The organism is Pseudomonas sp. 2hn, from assembly GCF_019646095.1.
Classification (GTDB): domain Bacteria; phylum Pseudomonadota; class Gammaproteobacteria; order Pseudomonadales; family Pseudomonadaceae; genus Aquipseudomonas; species Aquipseudomonas peradeniyensis.
This window is the reverse complement of record NZ_CP081016.1, coordinates 1,542,182-1,557,280: the sequence shown is the minus strand read 5'-3', so window position 1 is coordinate 1,557,280 and position 15,099 is coordinate 1,542,182. Positions and strand designations below refer to the sequence as shown.

Below are 15,099 nucleotides of genomic sequence, written 5' to 3'. Positions count from 1 at the left end.
CAGTCAGGCCTTTGGTTCATCCTCGGGCTCGATGGACGCCTCATCGCGCAAATCATCGAAATCGGTCTTGAGCCCCTCTTCCATCGCATCCAGCTCAACCAGCAGCGAACGGAAACTGGTCTCCTCCTTGGGCTCCACCTCTTCACCCTCCTCGCCCAGGCTGGCATCGGCCAGGGCCTGCAGGTGAGCGGGCACCGGCGCCTCGTCCGGATCGAGCAGCGGCTCAGGCTCCATCTCGCGCAACTCGGCCAATGCCGGCAGCTCGTCGAGGCTCTTGAGGTTGAAGTGATCGAGGAACGCCTTGGTGGTGGCGAACATCGCCGGCCGGCCAGGCACCTCGCGGTAGCCGACGATGCGAATCCACTCGCGCTCCATCAGGGTCTTGATGATGTTGCTGTTGACCGCCACGCCGCGCACATCCTCGATCTCGCCACGGGTGATGGGCTGACGGTAGGCGATCAGCGCCATGGTTTCCAGCAGCGCGCGGGAGTAACGCTGCGGGCGCTCCTCCCACAGGCGGCCGACCCAGGGTGCATAGTCTTCGCGGATCTGCAGGCGGTAGCCGCTGGCCACTTCCTTGAGCTCGAAGGCGCGACCGTTGCAGGACTTGCCCAGTATGTCCAGGGCCTTCTTGAAAACGGCGGGGGCCGGGCGCTCGGCCTCCTCGAACAGCTCGTAGAGGCGCTCGAGGGATTGCGGCTTGCCCGAGGCGAGCAGGAAGGCCTCGATCAGCGACGCCAGTTCGCGGGGTTCGTTCAGGTTCATCGGTAGTCGTCAGGTCACTCTGCCCGGGCACGGACGTGGATCGGGGCGAAAGGCTCATTTTGCACGAGTTCGATCAGCGATTCCTTCACCAGTTCGAGAATCGCCATGAAGGTGACCACCACGCCGAGCTTGCCCTCCTCGGCGGTTAACAGCTCGACGAACGGCACGAAGACCCCGCCCTTGAGGCGTTCGAGCACGTCGCTCATGCGCTCGCGGGTCGACAGCACCTCACGGGTGATCTGGTGGCTCTCGAACAGGTCATTGCGGCGCATGACCTCGGCCATGGACAGCAGGATCTCCTCGAGAGCGACCTCCGGTAGCAGCTTGCGCACCTTGGCCTGAGGGGCCTCGAGGCGAGGCACGACGACGTCGCGACCAACCCGCGGCAGCTCGTCGATGCCCTCGGCGGCGGCCTTGAAGCGCTCGTACTCCTGCAGGCGGCGGATCAGTTCGGCGCGCGGGTCGCCCTCCTCTTCCTCGATCTCGCTGGAGCGCGGCAGCAGCATGCGCGACTTGATCTCGGCGAGCATGGCGGCCATCACCAGGTATTCGGCGGCCAGCTCCAGGCGCACGCTCTTCATCAACTCGACATAGCCCATGTACTGGCGGGTGATCTCGGCCACCGGGATGTCGAGGATATCGATGTTCTGCTTGCGGATCAGGTACAGCAGCAGGTCCAGCGGGCCTTCAAAGGCCTCGAGGATCACTTCCAGCGCGTCCGGCGGGATGTACAGGTCTACCGGCAGTTCGGTCAGCACCTCCCCGTAGACCAGGGCCAGCTGCAACTGCTGGGGGGCATCGGCCTCCTCGGCCGGCGCCTCGGGCGCTTCCATCTGGCTCATGCGTTGACCAGGAACGGCGTCGGATCCCCGCACCCTTCGCGAATCAGCTCCGGCTCGTCACCGGACAGGTCGATGACAGTCGAAGCCTTCAAATCACCAAAGCCGCCGTCGATGATCAGGTCGACGTGGTGCTCCAGACGCTGGCGGATCTCGTAGGGATCGGTCATCGGCTCATCGTCGCCCGGCAGGATGAGGCTGACGCTCATCAGCGGCTCGCCAAGCTCTTCGAGCAGGGCCAGGACAATGGGGTTGGACGGCACGCGCAGGCCGATGGTGCGGCGCTTGTCGTGCAACAGCAGGCGCGGCACTTCACGGGTGGCGTTGAGGATGAAGGTGTAGGGGCCTGGAATGTGCGCCTTGAGCAGGCGGAACGTCGCCGTGTCGATCTTGGCGAAGGTACCCATCTCGGACAAGTCGCAGCACAGCAGGGTGAAGTTGTGGTTCTTGTCCAGCTGGCGCAGCCGACGCACCCGCTCGATGGCGCCCTTGTCGCCGATCTGGCAGCCCATCGCATAGGCCGAGTCGGTCGGGTAGACCACCACCCCGCCCTTGCGGATGATCTCGACCGCCTGCTTGATCAGGCGCGCCTGCGGGTTTTCCGCATGGATCTGGAAAAATTGGCTCACGTAGTCGTCCTGTTCATACCGCCATAGACTGTTCATGTCGGAATCGACGCCACAGAGGTGGCAGGTCCTCAGGCAATGGCCGGTAAGCACCGATCTCGCCCCAGGTGCCAGGGCCGTGGAAGTCACTGCCGGCGCTTGCCAGCAAGCCGAACTCACGAGTGAGGATCGACATTGTCCCCACCTGCTCGGGCGGCATCATCCCATTGACCACTTCCAGTGCCTGCCCCCCTGCCTGAATATAGTCGGCAATCAGCCGTCTGCGCTTGCTGCGGGTCAGTTCGTAGTGCATGGGATGAGCCAGGCTCACCCAGGCATTGGACTCGCGCAACGTGGCGACGGTTTCCTCCAGCGTCGGCCAGTGCAGCTTGACGTCTCCCAACTTGCCGGCGCCCAGCCACTTGCGAAAGGCCTCGCCACGGTCCTTGACGAAGCCTGCGCGCACCAGGAATTCGGCGAAGTGCGGGCGCGCCGGGGCGTTGCCGCTGTCACCCAATTCCTGCTGCACGGCCCGCGCGCCGTCGAGCGCGCCCGGCATGCCCTTGGCCGCCAGCTTGCGGTCGATTTCCTCGGCGCGCAGCCAGCGGCCTCGGTGCAGGTTGTCGATGGCCTCGAGCAAGGGCGGGGCATCGAGCGAAAAATCGTAACCCAGCACATGGATGGTGGCGCCGCCCCAGGTGCACGACAACTCTACCCCGCTGACCCACTGCATGCCGTTGTCCAGGCAGGCCTGGCGGGCCTCGGGCAGGCCTTCGAGGGTGTCGTGGTCGGTGAGCGACAGCGTCCGCACCCCGTGCTCATGGGCCCGGGCGACCAGTGCCGTGGGCGACAGGGCGCCGTCGGAGGCCGTGCTGTGACAGTGCAGATCAACATTCATGGAGGAGCGCTTTCGCAGGATTCGATGTTTGTTATTATGCCGTCACATCCCGCTTCTGGCTGCCACTGTGAAACAATTCATCGATTTCATCCCGCTGCTGCTGTTCTTCATCGTCTACAAACTGGACCCGCGCCCGGTCGAATTCGCCGGCCAAAGCTTCGAGTTCGGCGGGATCTACAGCGCCACCGCCATGCTGATCGCCAGCTCCGTGGTGGTCTACGGCGCGCTGTTCCTGCGCCACGGCAAGCTGGAAAAGGGCCAGTTGCTGACCCTGGTCGCCTGCCTGGTGTTCGGCGGCCTGACCCTGGCCTTCCACAGCGAGACCTTCCTCAAGTGGAAGGCGCCGGTGGTCAACTGGCTGTTCGCCCTGGCCTTCGCCGGCAGCCACTTCATCGGTGACCGGGTGCTGATCAAACGCATCATGGGCCACGCCCTGACACTCCCTGAAACAGTCTGGACCCGCCTGAACCTGGCGTGGATCGGCTTCTTCCTGGTGTGCGGCGCCGCCAACCTGTTCGTCGCCTTCACCTTCCAGGACATCTGGGTCGACTTCAAGGTCTTCGGCAGCCTGGGCATGACCGTGCTGTTCCTGGTGGCCCAGGGTGTCTACCTGTCGCGCCACCTGCACGATGCCGACCCTTCCACCTCCAAACCCAAGGACTGACATGCTCTACGCCATCATCGCCAGCGACGTCGAAAACTCCCTGGAAAAACGCCTGGCCGCCCGCCCCGCCCATATCGAGCGCCTGCAGCAGCTCAAGGCAGAAGGCCGTGTGGTGCTCGCCGGCCCGCATCCGGCCATCGACAGCAACGACCCGGGCGCTGCCGGTTTCAGCGGCAGCCTGATCGTCGCCGAGTTCGATTCGCTGGCCGCCGCCCAGGCCTGGGCCGACGCCGACCCGTACATCGCCGCGGGCGTCTACGAAAAGGTCGTGGTCAAGCCGTTCAAGCAAGTCCTGCCCTGATCCGAAACCGCATCGCCTTTTTCGCGGGTAAACCCGCTCCCACAGGCGCCGCACGCCTCTGTGGGAGCGGGTTTACCCGCGAATGAGGCCAACTCGATACCCGCCTCATCTAATCCGACAACCGGCCGACAACCTCCTGAATCGATACGAATCAGGAGTTCCAATGCGTCAAGGTCCGATGTCCCTGCTGCTTTGCCTGTTACTGCTGTCCCCTTTCGCCGCAGCCGAGCAGCCGCTGTCGCTGGAAGCCGGGGCGCGGATTACCGAGCTGCAGCAGCGCCTGGAAGAGAGTGAGAAACAGCGCGACGCGCTGACCCTGCAACTGCAGAACCAGGACAGTGAGCGCGAAAGCGCCCAGCTCTCGCGCCTGCGCCAGGACAACCAGCGCCTGAAGCTGGCGGTCAAGGAGCTGCAGGCCGCCAGCAGCGCACCCCAGCGCCTGCTCACCGACCAGCAGCAGTGGTTCCTGATCGGCTCGGTCGTTGCACTGTTGTCGGCAGTCTGCGGTATCTTAGCCAGCGGCGGACACAGAAGACGCCGGCAATGGTTGAATTGAGTGAGACATGAGCGAGCTGTTACTGATTGATGATGACCAGGAACTGTGCGAGCTGCTCGGCAGCTGGCTGACCCAGGAAGGGTTTGCGGTGCGCGCCTGCCACGATGGCCAGAGTGCGCGCCAGGCCTTGGCCACCCACGCCCCGGCGGCGGTGGTGCTGGATGTCATGCTGCCCGACGGCAGCGGCCTGGAACTGCTCAAACAGTTGCGCAGCGAGCACACCGACCTGCCGGTGCTGATGCTCTCGGCCCGTGGCGAGCCGCTGGACCGCATCCTTGGCCTGGAGCTGGGCGCCGACGACTACCTGGCCAAGCCCTGCGACCCCCGCGAGCTCACCGCCCGCCTGCGCGCCGTCTTGCGTCGCAGCCACCCCAGCGCGCCCAGCAGCCAGGTCGAGATCGGCGACCTGACCTTCAGCCCGGTGCGCGGCGTGGTCAGCATCGACGAGCGCGAGATGACCCTCACGCTGTCCGAGAGCCGCATCCTCGAGGCGCTGCTGCGCCAGCCCGGCGAGCCGCTGGACAAGCAGGAACTGGCGCAGATCGGCCTGGGTCGCAAGCTCACGCTCTATGACCGCAGCCTGGACATGCACGTCAGCAACCTGCGCAAGAAGATCGGCCCGCACCCGGACGGACGGCCGCGCATCGTCGCCCTGCGCAGCCGCGGCTACTACTACAGCCTCTGACAGCGACTACCCCCTGTAGGAGCGGCCTTGTGCCGCGAAAGGGCCGCAAAGCGGCCCCGGCGATCTTTGCAAAAACGCTGAAATCCCGGGGCTGCTGCGCAGCCCTTTCGCGGCACAAGGCCGCTCCTACAGAGATCACGCCAGTTGAAAGATCTTAGCAAGACAGTTGCTCCTACAGGGTTCGCACGACGGCTACCGGCATCTTTACCCTCCCTTTACCCTGGCCTGACCGCCCTTGACCTTGATCTCCCTAGACTGGGCTCATCCGGTAACCACCGGCCCCTGAAAGGAGAGACACCATGCGCAAGACCCTGATCGCCCTGATGTTCGCCGCCGCCCTGCCGACCGTGGCCATGGCCATGCCTGACGGCGGTCCGCGCCACGACGGCCCGCATCATCGCGGTGACGCGCCTTTCGCCCAGCTGGACCTGAGCCGCGACCAGCGCCAGCAGATCGGCAAGCTGATGGGCGAGCAGATGCAGCAGCGCCGCGACATCACCGAGCGCTACATGGCCAAGCTGCCGGTCGCCGAGCAGAAAGCCATGAAGGACGAACTCAAGGCCAGCCACGACAAGACCGACGGCCAGATCCGCGCCCTGCTCAAGCCCGAGCAGCAGAAGAAGTTCGACGAACTGCAGAAGGAACGCGCCGCGCGCAAGGCCGAATGGAAGGAGTTCCAGGCCTGGAAGGCTGAAAAAGCCGGCAAGGCCCAGTAAGCTGTCAGCCCGATGCCCGGCCCGCGCCCCCGCGGGCCGGGCTTTCGCCCTTTCTCGGAGGTGCTCTTCTTGCGTTCACTGTTCTGGCGCATCCTGGCCAGCTTCTGGCTGGCCATCGCCCTGGTCGCCGGGCTGTCGATCCTGCTCGGGCACATGCTCAACCAGGACACCTGGATCCTCAGCCGCCATCCGGGCCTGAACAACCTGGCCAGTCACTGGGCCCAGCACTATGAACAGGACGGCCTGGAATCGTCGCAGCGCTTCCTGGAGCGACGCAAGCAGCGCTACAAGATCGACGTGCAGGTGCTCGACGACAGCGGCGATGCCGTGGTGCCCGGCACCTTCCCGCGCCGCGCCGCAGCCTTCGAGGCGCGCCAGCACAACGACGAGCGCCGCCTGCCCTGGCGCCGCCTGACCGAGGAATACACCAGCCCCACCAGCGGCGAGACCTACCTGCTGATCTACCGCATTCCCCACCCCGAACTGGCCGCCTGGCACCGCGAGAGCCTGATCTGGCCGCTCAGCGCCCTGGGGATCGCCCTGGTGGTACTGACTCTGTTCAGCCTGCTGGTGACCCTGTCGATCACCCGCCCGCTCAGCCGCCTGCGCGGCGCGGTGCACGACCTGGGGCAGACCAGCTACCAGCAGAACAGCCTGGCACGGCTGGCGGTGCGCCGCGACGAGTTCGGCGTGCTGGCCAACGACTTCAACAAGATGGGCGCGCGCCTGCAGAGCCTGATCGGCAGCCAGCGCCAGCTGCTGCGCGATGTGTCCCACGAACTGCGCTCGCCGCTGGCGCGGCTGCGCATCGCCCTGGCCCTGGCCGAGCGCGCCGAGCCGGAGCAGCGCCAGGCCCTCTGGCCGCGCCTGACCCGCGAGTGCGATCGCCTGGAAGACCTGATCAGCGAGATCCTGGTACTGGCCCGGGTCGATGCCGACCAGGCCCATGCCGAACCCGTGGACCTCAATGCCTTGCTGGGCGGCGTGCGCAAGGACGCCCAGCTGTCAGCGCCGGAACAGGACGTGCGACTGGAGGCGCAGGCAGGCCTGACCTTGCACGGCTGGCCAACCTTGATCGAACGGGCAGTGGACAATTTGTTGCGCAATGCCCTGCGCTTCAATCCGGCCGGGCAGCCGATCGAGGTGCATGCCCGCCGCGAACAGGATCGCATCGTGCTGAGCGTGCGCGATCATGGACCGGGGGTGGCGGCCGAGCACCTGGCGCAGCTGGGCGAGCCGTTCTTCCGGGCGCCGGGGCAGGAGGCGCCGGGGCATGGCCTGGGGCTGGCGATTGCGCGCAAGGCGGCGGAGCGGCATGGCGGTAGCCTGGTGCTGGGGAATCATCCGCAGGGTGGGTTCGTGGCGACGCTGGAGCTGCCCTTGGCGCATGAATAGCTGACAGTGGTGATGAACCCATCGCGGGGCAAGCCCGCTCCCACGCATTCCCGTGGGGCGAGCTTGCGTGGGAGCGGGCTTGCCCCGCGATGACCTGATGCTTCAGTTACCCCAGGCGCTGACGTACTGGGCCGTCTCCAGGACCGGCGCCGTGCGCGGCTCGCCCATCGGCGTGCCGACATACAGGTAGCCAATCACCTCTTCATTCGCCTCCAGGCCCAGGCCCTCGTGCACATGGGCATCGAAGGCCATGTCACCGGTACGCCACACCGCGCCGATGCCCTGGGCATGGGCGGCGATGAGGATGCCGTGGGCGGCGCAGCCAGCGGCCAGGCGCTGCTCGATCTTCGGCACCTTGAAATGATCCTGCAGCCGAGCGATCACCACGATCAGCAGCGGCGCCCGCAGCGGCATCGCCCTGGCCTTGTCCAGCGCGGCCGGAGTGGCATCGCCCTTGGCCTGCACCGCCTCGGCGAACAGCTCGCCGAGCTTCTCGCGGCCCTGCCCCTCGATGGTCAGGAAGCGCCAGGGGCGCAGCTGGCCATGGTCCGGCGCGCGCAACGCGGCCTGGAACAGTGCCTCGCGCTGGGCGGCATTGGGCGCCGGTTCAGTCAGGCGTGGCACGGAAACACGGTTGAGCAATGCGTCGAGAGCCTCCATGGGCTACCCTCCTGGCAGATTGAAAGTGCGGCCATTCTGCACCATAGCGCCGCCCTCGTGGGAGCGGGATTGCCCTGTCGCAGGACCAGCAGCGCTTCCACGACACGCTCAATCGTACGTTTACATCACCTCCCCCACAGGTAGAATGGCGCCCTTTCCGTAGCGAGTCAGAGCAGATCACATGGCGTTGCCGACCTTAAGGATCATTGGTTTCATCATCGGCATCTTCCTGATCACCCTGGCAGTGAGCATGGTGGTGCCCATGGCGACCCTGGTGGTCTTCGAGCGCACCGGCGACATGCCCTCGTTCCTCTGGTCGAGCCTGATCACGTTCCTCGCCGGGCTCGGCCTGGTCATCCCCGGCCGCCCCGAGCACGTGCACCTGCGCCCCCGCGACATGTACCTGCTGACCGTCAGCAGCTGGCTGGTGGTCTGCGTGTTCGCCGCCCTGCCGTTCCTGCTGACGCAGCACATCAGCTACACCGACGCCTTCTTCGAAAGCATGTCCGGCATCACCGCCACCGGCGCCACCGTGCTCAGCGGCCTGGACAACATGTCGCCGGGCATCCTGATGTGGCGCTCGATGCTGCACTGGCTGGGCGGCATCGGCTTCATCGGCATGGCGGTGGCAATCCTGCCGCTGCTGCGCATCGGCGGCATGCGCCTGTTCCAGACCGAGTCCTCGGACCGCTCGGAGAAGGTCATGCCGCGCTCGCACATGGTCGCCAAGTCGATCGTCGCGGTGTATGTCGGCATCACCGTGCTTGGCAGCCTGGCGTTCTGGTGGGCGGGCATGAGCCCGTTCGACGCGATCAACCACGCCATGTCGGCGATCTCCACCGGCGGGTTCTCCACTTCCGACCAGTCCCTGGCCAAGTGGGACATCCCCGCGGTGCACTGGGTCGCGGTGGTGGTGATGATTCTCGGCAGCCTGCCGTTCACCCTTTACGTGGCCACCTTGCGCGGCCACCGCAAGGCATTGATCAAGGACCAGCAGGTGCAGGGCCTGCTGGCCATGCTGCTGGCCACCTGGCTGGTGCTCGGCACCTGGTACTGGGCCACCACCGACCTGCATTGGCTCGACGCCCTGCGCCACGTGGCGCTGAACGTCACCTCGGTGGTCACCACCACCGGTTTCGCCCTGGGCGACTACAGCATGTGGGGCAACTTCTCGCTGATGCTGTTCTTCTACCTGGGCTTCGTCGGCGGCTGCTCGGGCTCCACCGCCGGCGGCATCAAGATCTTCCGCTTCCAGGTCGCCTACATCCTGCTCAAGGCCAACCTCAACCAGCTGATCCACCCACGGGCAGTGATCAAGCAGAAGTACAACGGCCATCGCCTCGACGAAGAGATCGTGCGCTCGATCCTGACCTTCTCGTTCTTCTTCGCCATCACTATCTGCATCATCGCCCTGCTGCTGTCGCTGCTGGGCGTGGACTGGATGACCGCGCTGACCGGCGCCGCCGGCACGGTGTCGGGCGTAGGCCCCGGGCTGGGCGAGGTGATCGGCCCGGCCGGCAACTACGCCAGCCTGCCGGACGCGGCCAAGTGGATCCTCTCCGGCGGCATGCTGCTGGGCCGCCTGGAGATCATCACGGTGCTGGTGTTGTGCATGCCGGCGTTCTGGCGTCACTGACCGACAGCCGCGTGCGGTACTCGCTCGGGGTGGTGTCGAACCAGCGGCGGAACGCCCGGTAGAAGTTGCTCGGATCGGCGAAACCCAGCAGGTAGGCGGTCTCCAGCAAGGTGGTGCCGGGCTGCGCCAGGTACTGCTCGGCCAGTTCGCGGCGGGTGTCGTCGAGCAGGGTCTGGAAGCTGGTGCCTTCGTCCTGCAGACGCCGTTGCAAGGTGCGCTGCGACAGGTGCAGGGCCTGGGCCACGGTCTCGCGCTTGGGCTCGCCTTGGGGCAGGATGCGGCACAGCACCTGGCGCACCCGGTGGGTCACGCGGCTTTCCGAGAAGCGCGCCAGGTATTCCCCGGCAAAGCGATCATGCAGCACCGCCATCGCCTCGTTGGCGGTCGGCAGCGGCGCCTCCATGTCGGCACGCTCGAGCACCAGCGCGTCATGGGGCGCGCCAAACACCAGCGGTGCATGGAAGGCCACCTTGTACGGCTCGACATTCTTCGGCTGGCCGCCCTGGATCAGCACCCGCCGCGGCTGGATCGGCCGCCCGCTGAGCCAGGTGCACAGGGCCAGGGCGCAGGCCAGGGACGCCTCGGCGCTGTGCCGGGTCGGCGGCAGGTGGTCGCCATGCACGGTCAGCACCAGGGCGTAGCCGTCGGGCTCGCGGCGAAAGCTCAGGTCCGAACTCTCGGCGATGATCCGCTGGTAGCGCACCAGGCGTTCGAAACCCTCGGCCAGGGTGCGGCTGGACATCAGCGCATAGCCCACCACATGGAACGAGGCCGGACGCACCACCCGGGCCATGTTCAGGCCGATAGCCTCGTTGCCCGACAACTCGACCGCCAACTGCCACAGCCGGGTCATCGAATCCTGGGTGAATCGCGCATCGGGGTCGTCGAGGGCGGAAAAGTCGAGCCCGAGCTGCTTGAACATGGCCGGACAATCGAGCCCTTCCAGCTCGAGTGCCTTGACGATCCCTGATGCCCAGCTGGCTGACGTGGTTCTCTCACTCATGACAGGCTCTTGTGCTGACCGCTCCTGCGGTGAACCGAAAGGATACTCAATTGGCGCCTATTGTCACTGGCCACTGCCCTCAGTGACTCTAGACTCGATTCAGGCTCCACGCCGTGTATCCTGTAAGCACGCCCCGCAGATCCGGAAACCCGCCATGACCCGCACAGCGCAGTTCCGCAGTTTTGCCGAGTTCTATCCCTACTACCTGGGCGAGCACAGCAACGCCACCTGCCGCCGCCTGCACTTCGTCGGCACCAGCCTGGTGATCGCCCTGCTCGCCTACAGCATCGGCAGTGGCCAGTGGCTGTTGCTGCTGGCCGTGCCGCTGGCCGGCTACGGCTTCGCCTGGATCGGGCATTTCTTCTTCGAGAAGAACCGGCCGGCCACCTTCACCCATCCCTGGTACAGCCTGGTCGGCGACTTCGCCATGTTCCGCGACATCCTGCTGGGCCGGCTCAGCCTCTGAATCGGCCCGCAAGGCCAGGTTCGCGTCCCGGCCGGCCACTGCCAAAGCCCGCGTCCTGGCCAACACTGCCAGGCATGTCCCCGACACGAGTGGCCCGCGGCGATGAACAAGCAAGCGAACTTCAGCCACATGCGCGACGGCACCGCCCAGGACTGGGCGATCATCGCCGACGACTTTCGCGCCTATGCCCGGCAGTTGCCCCAGCGCATCCTCGCCCACCTGCGCCTGCTCGATGGCGACTTCGGCGGCTTTCCCATCGATCGCCTGAGCCACTCGCTGCAGACCGCCACCCGCGCCTACCGTGACGGCCGCGACGAGGAATACGTGGTCTGCGCCCTGCTGCACGACATCGGCGACACCCTCGGCAGCTACAACCACCCGGATATCGCCGCGGCGATCCTCAAGCCCTTCGTCAGCGCCGAGAACCTGTGGATGATCGAGAAGCACGGGATCTTCCAGGGCTACTACTTCTTCCACCACCTGGGCATGGATCGCCACCTGCGCGAGCAATTCAGCGATCACCCGCAGTACCAACGAACCATCGAGTTCTGCGCGCGCTACGACGCGGCGGCGTTCGACCCCGAGTACCCGAGCCTGCCGCTGTCGTTCTTCGAACCGATGATGGAGCGACTGTTCGCACAGCCCAGGCAGTCGATCTACAAGGCGGCCTTGAAGGCCTCGGCCTGATTCCAGCTACCCGCCATCTGTAGGAGCGGCCTTGTGCCGCGAATGGGCTGCGTAGCAGCCCCGACGATCTTGAGACATACCCGAGATCCTGGGGCCGCTGCGCGCCCCTTTCGCGGCACAAGGCCGCTCCTACAGGGCTGAAACCGACCTAGGCCGGTTCGCCCAGTTCCGCCAGGCGCGAAGCGGCTTCGCGCGCCTGCGCCTCGGCGAACCGGTACAGTTCGATCCGCCCGTCCCAATGCTCGATCAGCGCCGTGCACGACTCCACCCAGTCGCCGCAGTTGAGGTACTCCACCTCACCCACCCGGCGAATCTCGGCATGGTGGATATGTCCGCACACCACGCCCTGGAAGCCACGCCGGGTGCACTCGTGGGCAATGGCGTCCTCGAAATCGCTGATGAAGTTCACCGCGCCCTTGACCTTGTGCTTGAGGTACGCCGACAACGACCAGTAGCCATAGCCATAACGGGCGCGCCAGTGGTTGAGCCAGCGGTTGAGCACCAGGGTGAACTCGTAGGCCCGGTCGCCGAGAAACGCCAGCCACCGGTGGTAGCGGGTGATCACGTCGAACTGGTCGCCGTGGATCACCAACAGCCGCCGACCGTCGACGGTAAGGTGCTCGGCTTCATCCACAAGCTGGATGTTGCCCAGGATCAGTTTCGAGTAGCGGCGCAGGAATTCGTCGTGGTTGCCGGTGACGTAGATCACCTCGGTACCGCGCTTGCTCAGGGTCAGCAGGCGACGGATGACGTTGGTGTGGGCCTGGGGCCAGTAGATGCCGCCGCGCAGTTTCCAGCCGTCGATGATATCGCCGACCAGGTAGATGCGCTCGGCCTGGTAGCCCTTGAGGAAGTGCGCAAGGTGTTCGGCCTGGCAATCCCGGGTGCCCAGGTGCACATCGGAAATCCACAGGGTACGGACCCGCTGCTTGCGTGACGGGCGGAGAGGTTCGGCGTGGGTCATGGGCAGGCTCCGGCGCTGTTTGCTGGAGACTGGCAGGCACAGGTGACAGATTGGTGGCAGGCACATGACCATCCTGCGCCCGCCCGGAGGTGTACACTCTTCACCTGCTTCGTGAGGACTCACCATGACCGCCGCCCCCCTGCTTTCGCTGCGCCATTATCGCCACGACCTGATCGCCCACAGCCACGACCACCCGCAACTGGTGTTCGGCCTGGGCGGGCGCCTGGACTTCGAGGTGGATGGCCGCGGCGGCCGGGTCGGTCGCCAGGACCTGATGGTGGTGCCTGCCGGGGCCCACCACACCTGCGGCAGCCCCGAGGGCAGCCACTGCCTGGTGCTGGACGTGCCGGGCGGGCACTGGCTCGGCGACCACCTGGGCGAGCACGCCGACAACAGCCGCCGCCTGCTCGACCGCCCCGGCCCCCTGGGCCTGAACAGCCGCCAGCAGCAGTTGGTCGACTGGCTGGCGGCAAGCCCGGTGGACGACCCATTGATTGCCCGCCAGGGCGCGGTGCTGTTGCTGGCCAGCCTCAACCTGCAGGCCGGTGCCCCGGTACTCGCCAGCAGGCGCTTGCCCTATGCCGCCTTCGACCGGCATATCGAGCAGCACGCCGCCTATCCGTTGCAAGTCGCCGACCTGGCGCGCCTGGCCGGGCTCTCCAGCGCACGACTGCACGCGCGGTTTGCCAGCGAGTGCGGCATGACGCCGATGGACTATATCCGTCAGCGGCGGTTGTCGATGGCGCGGCGACTGTTGCGTGAGACACTGTTGCCGGTGGGTGAGGTCGCGGCGCGGGTGGGGTATGGCTCGCAGAGCGCCTTCAGCGCGGCGGTGATGCGGGCGTTCGGCTGCACGCCGCTGGCGTTGCGGCGCGAGTCTGGCGACAACTGAAGCGAGATGCGCGACAGACACGGGCAGACCAGGCTCTTACACTGAGCGCCAAGATCGTCTCTGCCTGTGCCGGCCTCTTCGCGGGTAAACCCGCTCCCACAGGTCAGTGCGAAACCTGTGGGAGCGGGTTTACCCGCGAAGAGGCCGGCACAGGAACCTGCGAATGCAAAGGACCACCATGAACCACCGCACCGCCCTCGGCGCCCTGCATATCGGCGCGCTGTTCTTCGGCCTGACCGGCGTCTTCGGCAAGCTGGCCGCCAGCGCCAGTCCCTCGATCATCGTCTTCGGCCGCGCCCTGTTCGCGGTGCTGGCGCTGGCACTGTTCGCCAGCCTGGCGCGCCAGGCCTGGCAACCGCTGCGCGGCCAGGACCTGCGTCGCCTGCTGCTGGGCGGCGTGCTGCTGGCCGGGCACTGGGTGAGCTTCTTCATCGCGGTCAAGGTCGGCGGCGTGGCCATCGCCACCCTCGGTTTCGCCAGCTTCCCGGCCTTCACCGTGATCCTCGAGGGCCTGCTGTTCCGCGAACGCATTCGCCGCAACGAAGCGCTGCTGGTGCTGCTGGTGAGCATCGGCCTGGTGCTGGTCACCCCGGCCTTCGACCTGGCCAGCGAGGCCACCGGCGGGCTGCTCTGGGCGCTGCTCTCGGGCCTGCTGTTCTCGCTGCTGTCGCTGACCAACCGCGCCGGTTCCGGGCGCCTGCCCGCCGTGCAGGCGGCGCTGTGGCAGAACCTGGTGGTGAGCCTGTGCCTGCTGCCGTTCGCCGTGCCCGGCCTGGGCGCGGTGGCACCGCTGGACTGGCTGTGGATCGCCCTGCTCGGCGTCTTCTGCACCGGCGTCGCCCACAGCCTGTTCGTCGCCAGCCTGGCGGTGATCAAGGCGCGCACCGCCGCCGTGGTGTTCGGCATGGAGCCGGTGTACGGCATCGCCGTGGCCTGGGTGGTGTTCGCCGAACAGCCGACCCTGCGCATGCTCGCCGGCGGCGCCTTGATCATCTTCGCCATCGTGCTGTCCAGCCGCCTGGCCGCCGAGCAACCGGCCCGTCAGCCGCAGCCCGAAAGCGCCTGATCAGCGATCGTTGTGGCCCAGGTCGCGCTGCGGATCGATCTGGTCACGCACCCGCTGCTTGAGCACCTTGGCCTCGGGAAAACCGCCGTCGGCCTTGCGTTCCCAGATCTGCACGCCGTCGCAGGTGATGCGGAACACCCCGCCGGTACCGGGCTCCAGCGCCACCTGGCCGAGGTCGTCGGCAAAGGTGCTGAGCAGCTCCTGGGCCAGCCAGGCTGCGCGCAGCAGCCACTGGCACTGGGTGCAATAATTGATGACGATTTGTGGCTTGCTGTCTGCCATGCAGGGAAACTCCGTAGGA

At 66.4% G+C, this 15,099-nt stretch carries 19 protein-coding genes; 11 read left to right on the top strand and 8 right to left on the bottom strand.

Annotation, left to right across the window (positions count from 1 at the left end; genetic code table 11):
- Positions 1 to 3 precede the first annotated feature (3 nt).
- From scpB to K2O50_RS07240, 4 genes are all read right to left on the bottom strand, one after another.
- Positions 4 to 765, bottom strand: coding sequence for an SMC-Scp complex subunit ScpB (gene scpB, locus K2O50_RS07255; RefSeq protein WP_050706750.1), 762 nt, complete (start codon positions 763 to 765; stop codon positions 4 to 6).
- A gap of 14 nt (positions 766 to 779) precedes the next feature.
- Complete coding sequence (locus K2O50_RS07250; protein ID WP_162232980.1) at positions 780 to 1,478, bottom strand: ScpA family protein; 699 nt, start codon at positions 1,476 to 1,478, stop codon at positions 780 to 782.
- A gap of 125 nt (positions 1,479 to 1,603) precedes the next feature.
- Positions 1,604 to 2,233, bottom strand: coding sequence for an L-threonylcarbamoyladenylate synthase (locus tag K2O50_RS07245; protein WP_082337815.1), 630 nt, complete (start codon positions 2,231 to 2,233; stop codon positions 1,604 to 1,606).
- Between the two features lie 13 nt (positions 2,234 to 2,246).
- A complete protein-coding gene (locus tag K2O50_RS07240; RefSeq protein ID WP_050706753.1) occupies positions 2,247 to 3,107 on the bottom strand; it encodes a PHP domain-containing protein in 861 nt (286 codons plus the stop codon).
- A gap of 67 nt (positions 3,108 to 3,174) precedes the next feature.
- Here K2O50_RS07240 and K2O50_RS07235 point away from each other — a divergent pair, with 67 nt between their 5' ends.
- The 6 genes from K2O50_RS07235 to K2O50_RS07210 all read left to right on the top strand — a co-directional run bounded on the left by K2O50_RS07235 (position 3,175) and on the right by K2O50_RS07210 (position 7,424).
- Positions 3,175 to 3,771: a septation protein A gene (locus tag K2O50_RS07235; RefSeq protein WP_050706754.1), complete on the top strand. Its 597-nt coding sequence runs from the start codon at positions 3,175 to 3,177 to the stop codon at positions 3,769 to 3,771.
- A 1-nt stretch (position 3,772) separates the two neighbouring features.
- Complete coding sequence (locus K2O50_RS07230; RefSeq protein ID WP_050706755.1) at positions 3,773 to 4,072, top strand: YciI family protein; 300 nt, start codon at positions 3,773 to 3,775, stop codon at positions 4,070 to 4,072.
- Positions 4,073 to 4,235: 163 nt separating this feature from the next.
- Entirely contained in the window at positions 4,236 to 4,628 is a 393-nt protein-coding gene (locus K2O50_RS07225) for a hypothetical protein (RefSeq protein ID WP_050706756.1), read from the top strand.
- 7 nt (positions 4,629 to 4,635) lie between these two features.
- Positions 4,636 to 5,313, top strand: coding sequence for a response regulator transcription factor (locus K2O50_RS07220; protein WP_028691090.1), 678 nt, complete (start codon positions 4,636 to 4,638; stop codon positions 5,311 to 5,313).
- Between the two features lie 299 nt (positions 5,314 to 5,612).
- Positions 5,613 to 6,029: a Spy/CpxP family protein refolding chaperone gene (locus K2O50_RS07215; RefSeq protein WP_050706757.1), complete on the top strand. Its 417-nt coding sequence runs from the start codon at positions 5,613 to 5,615 to the stop codon at positions 6,027 to 6,029.
- Positions 6,030 to 6,041: 12 nt separating this feature from the next.
- On the top strand, positions 6,042 to 7,424 hold the full coding sequence (locus K2O50_RS07210) for a HAMP domain-containing sensor histidine kinase (protein ID WP_050706758.1): 1,383 nt from the start codon (positions 6,042 to 6,044) through the stop codon (positions 7,422 to 7,424).
- 102 nt (positions 7,425 to 7,526) lie between these two features.
- Here the strand turns inward: K2O50_RS07210 and K2O50_RS07205 are convergent, their stop codons facing one another.
- Positions 7,527 to 8,084: an NAD(P)H nitroreductase gene (locus K2O50_RS07205; protein WP_050706759.1), complete on the bottom strand. Its 558-nt coding sequence runs from the start codon at positions 8,082 to 8,084 to the stop codon at positions 7,527 to 7,529.
- 181 nt (positions 8,085 to 8,265) lie between these two features.
- Between K2O50_RS07205 and K2O50_RS07200 the strand changes: the two genes are divergently transcribed.
- The gene (locus K2O50_RS07200; protein ID WP_050706760.1) at positions 8,266 to 9,720 is read left to right on the top strand and encodes a TrkH family potassium uptake protein; all 1,455 of its coding nucleotides are present in this window, start codon (positions 8,266 to 8,268) and stop codon (positions 9,718 to 9,720) included.
- On the opposite strand, the gene K2O50_RS07195 is transcribed toward K2O50_RS07200, so the two are convergent.
- Complete coding sequence (locus tag K2O50_RS07195) at positions 9,677 to 10,723, bottom strand: AraC family transcriptional regulator (protein WP_050706761.1); 1,047 nt, start codon at positions 10,721 to 10,723, stop codon at positions 9,677 to 9,679. The genes K2O50_RS07200 and K2O50_RS07195 overlap by 44 nt on opposite strands.
- Positions 10,724 to 10,877: 154 nt before the next feature.
- Between K2O50_RS07195 and K2O50_RS07190 the strand changes: the two genes are divergently transcribed.
- Together K2O50_RS07190 and K2O50_RS07185 are read left to right on the top strand one after the other, a co-directional pair.
- Positions 10,878 to 11,189 (top strand): DUF962 domain-containing protein, encoded by a 312-nt coding sequence (locus tag K2O50_RS07190; RefSeq protein ID WP_050706762.1) that lies wholly within the window; start codon positions 10,878 to 10,880, stop codon positions 11,187 to 11,189.
- Positions 11,190 to 11,291: 102 nt separating this feature from the next.
- Positions 11,292 to 11,876: an HD domain-containing protein gene (locus K2O50_RS07185; protein WP_050706763.1), complete on the top strand. Its 585-nt coding sequence runs from the start codon at positions 11,292 to 11,294 to the stop codon at positions 11,874 to 11,876.
- A gap of 148 nt (positions 11,877 to 12,024) precedes the next feature.
- On the opposite strand, the gene K2O50_RS07180 is transcribed toward K2O50_RS07185, so the two are convergent.
- Positions 12,025 to 12,840, bottom strand: a complete 816-nt coding sequence (locus K2O50_RS07180; RefSeq protein ID WP_050706764.1) for a UDP-2,3-diacylglucosamine diphosphatase — start codon at positions 12,838 to 12,840, stop codon at positions 12,025 to 12,027.
- A 124-nt stretch (positions 12,841 to 12,964) separates the two neighbouring features.
- Here K2O50_RS07180 and K2O50_RS07175 point away from each other — a divergent pair, with 124 nt between their 5' ends.
- Together K2O50_RS07175 and K2O50_RS07170 are read left to right on the top strand one after the other, a co-directional pair.
- Complete coding sequence (locus K2O50_RS07175; protein WP_050706765.1) at positions 12,965 to 13,732, top strand: AraC family transcriptional regulator; 768 nt, start codon at positions 12,965 to 12,967, stop codon at positions 13,730 to 13,732.
- Between the two features lie 178 nt (positions 13,733 to 13,910).
- Positions 13,911 to 14,798 (top strand): DMT family transporter, encoded by an 888-nt coding sequence (locus K2O50_RS07170; protein ID WP_050706785.1) that lies wholly within the window; start codon positions 13,911 to 13,913, stop codon positions 14,796 to 14,798.
- Here the strand turns inward: K2O50_RS07170 and K2O50_RS07165 are convergent, their stop codons facing one another.
- On the bottom strand, positions 14,799 to 15,080 hold the full coding sequence (locus tag K2O50_RS07165; RefSeq protein ID WP_050706766.1) for a SelT/SelW/SelH family protein: 282 nt from the start codon (positions 15,078 to 15,080) through the stop codon (positions 14,799 to 14,801).
- Positions 15,081 to 15,099 lie beyond the last annotated feature (19 nt).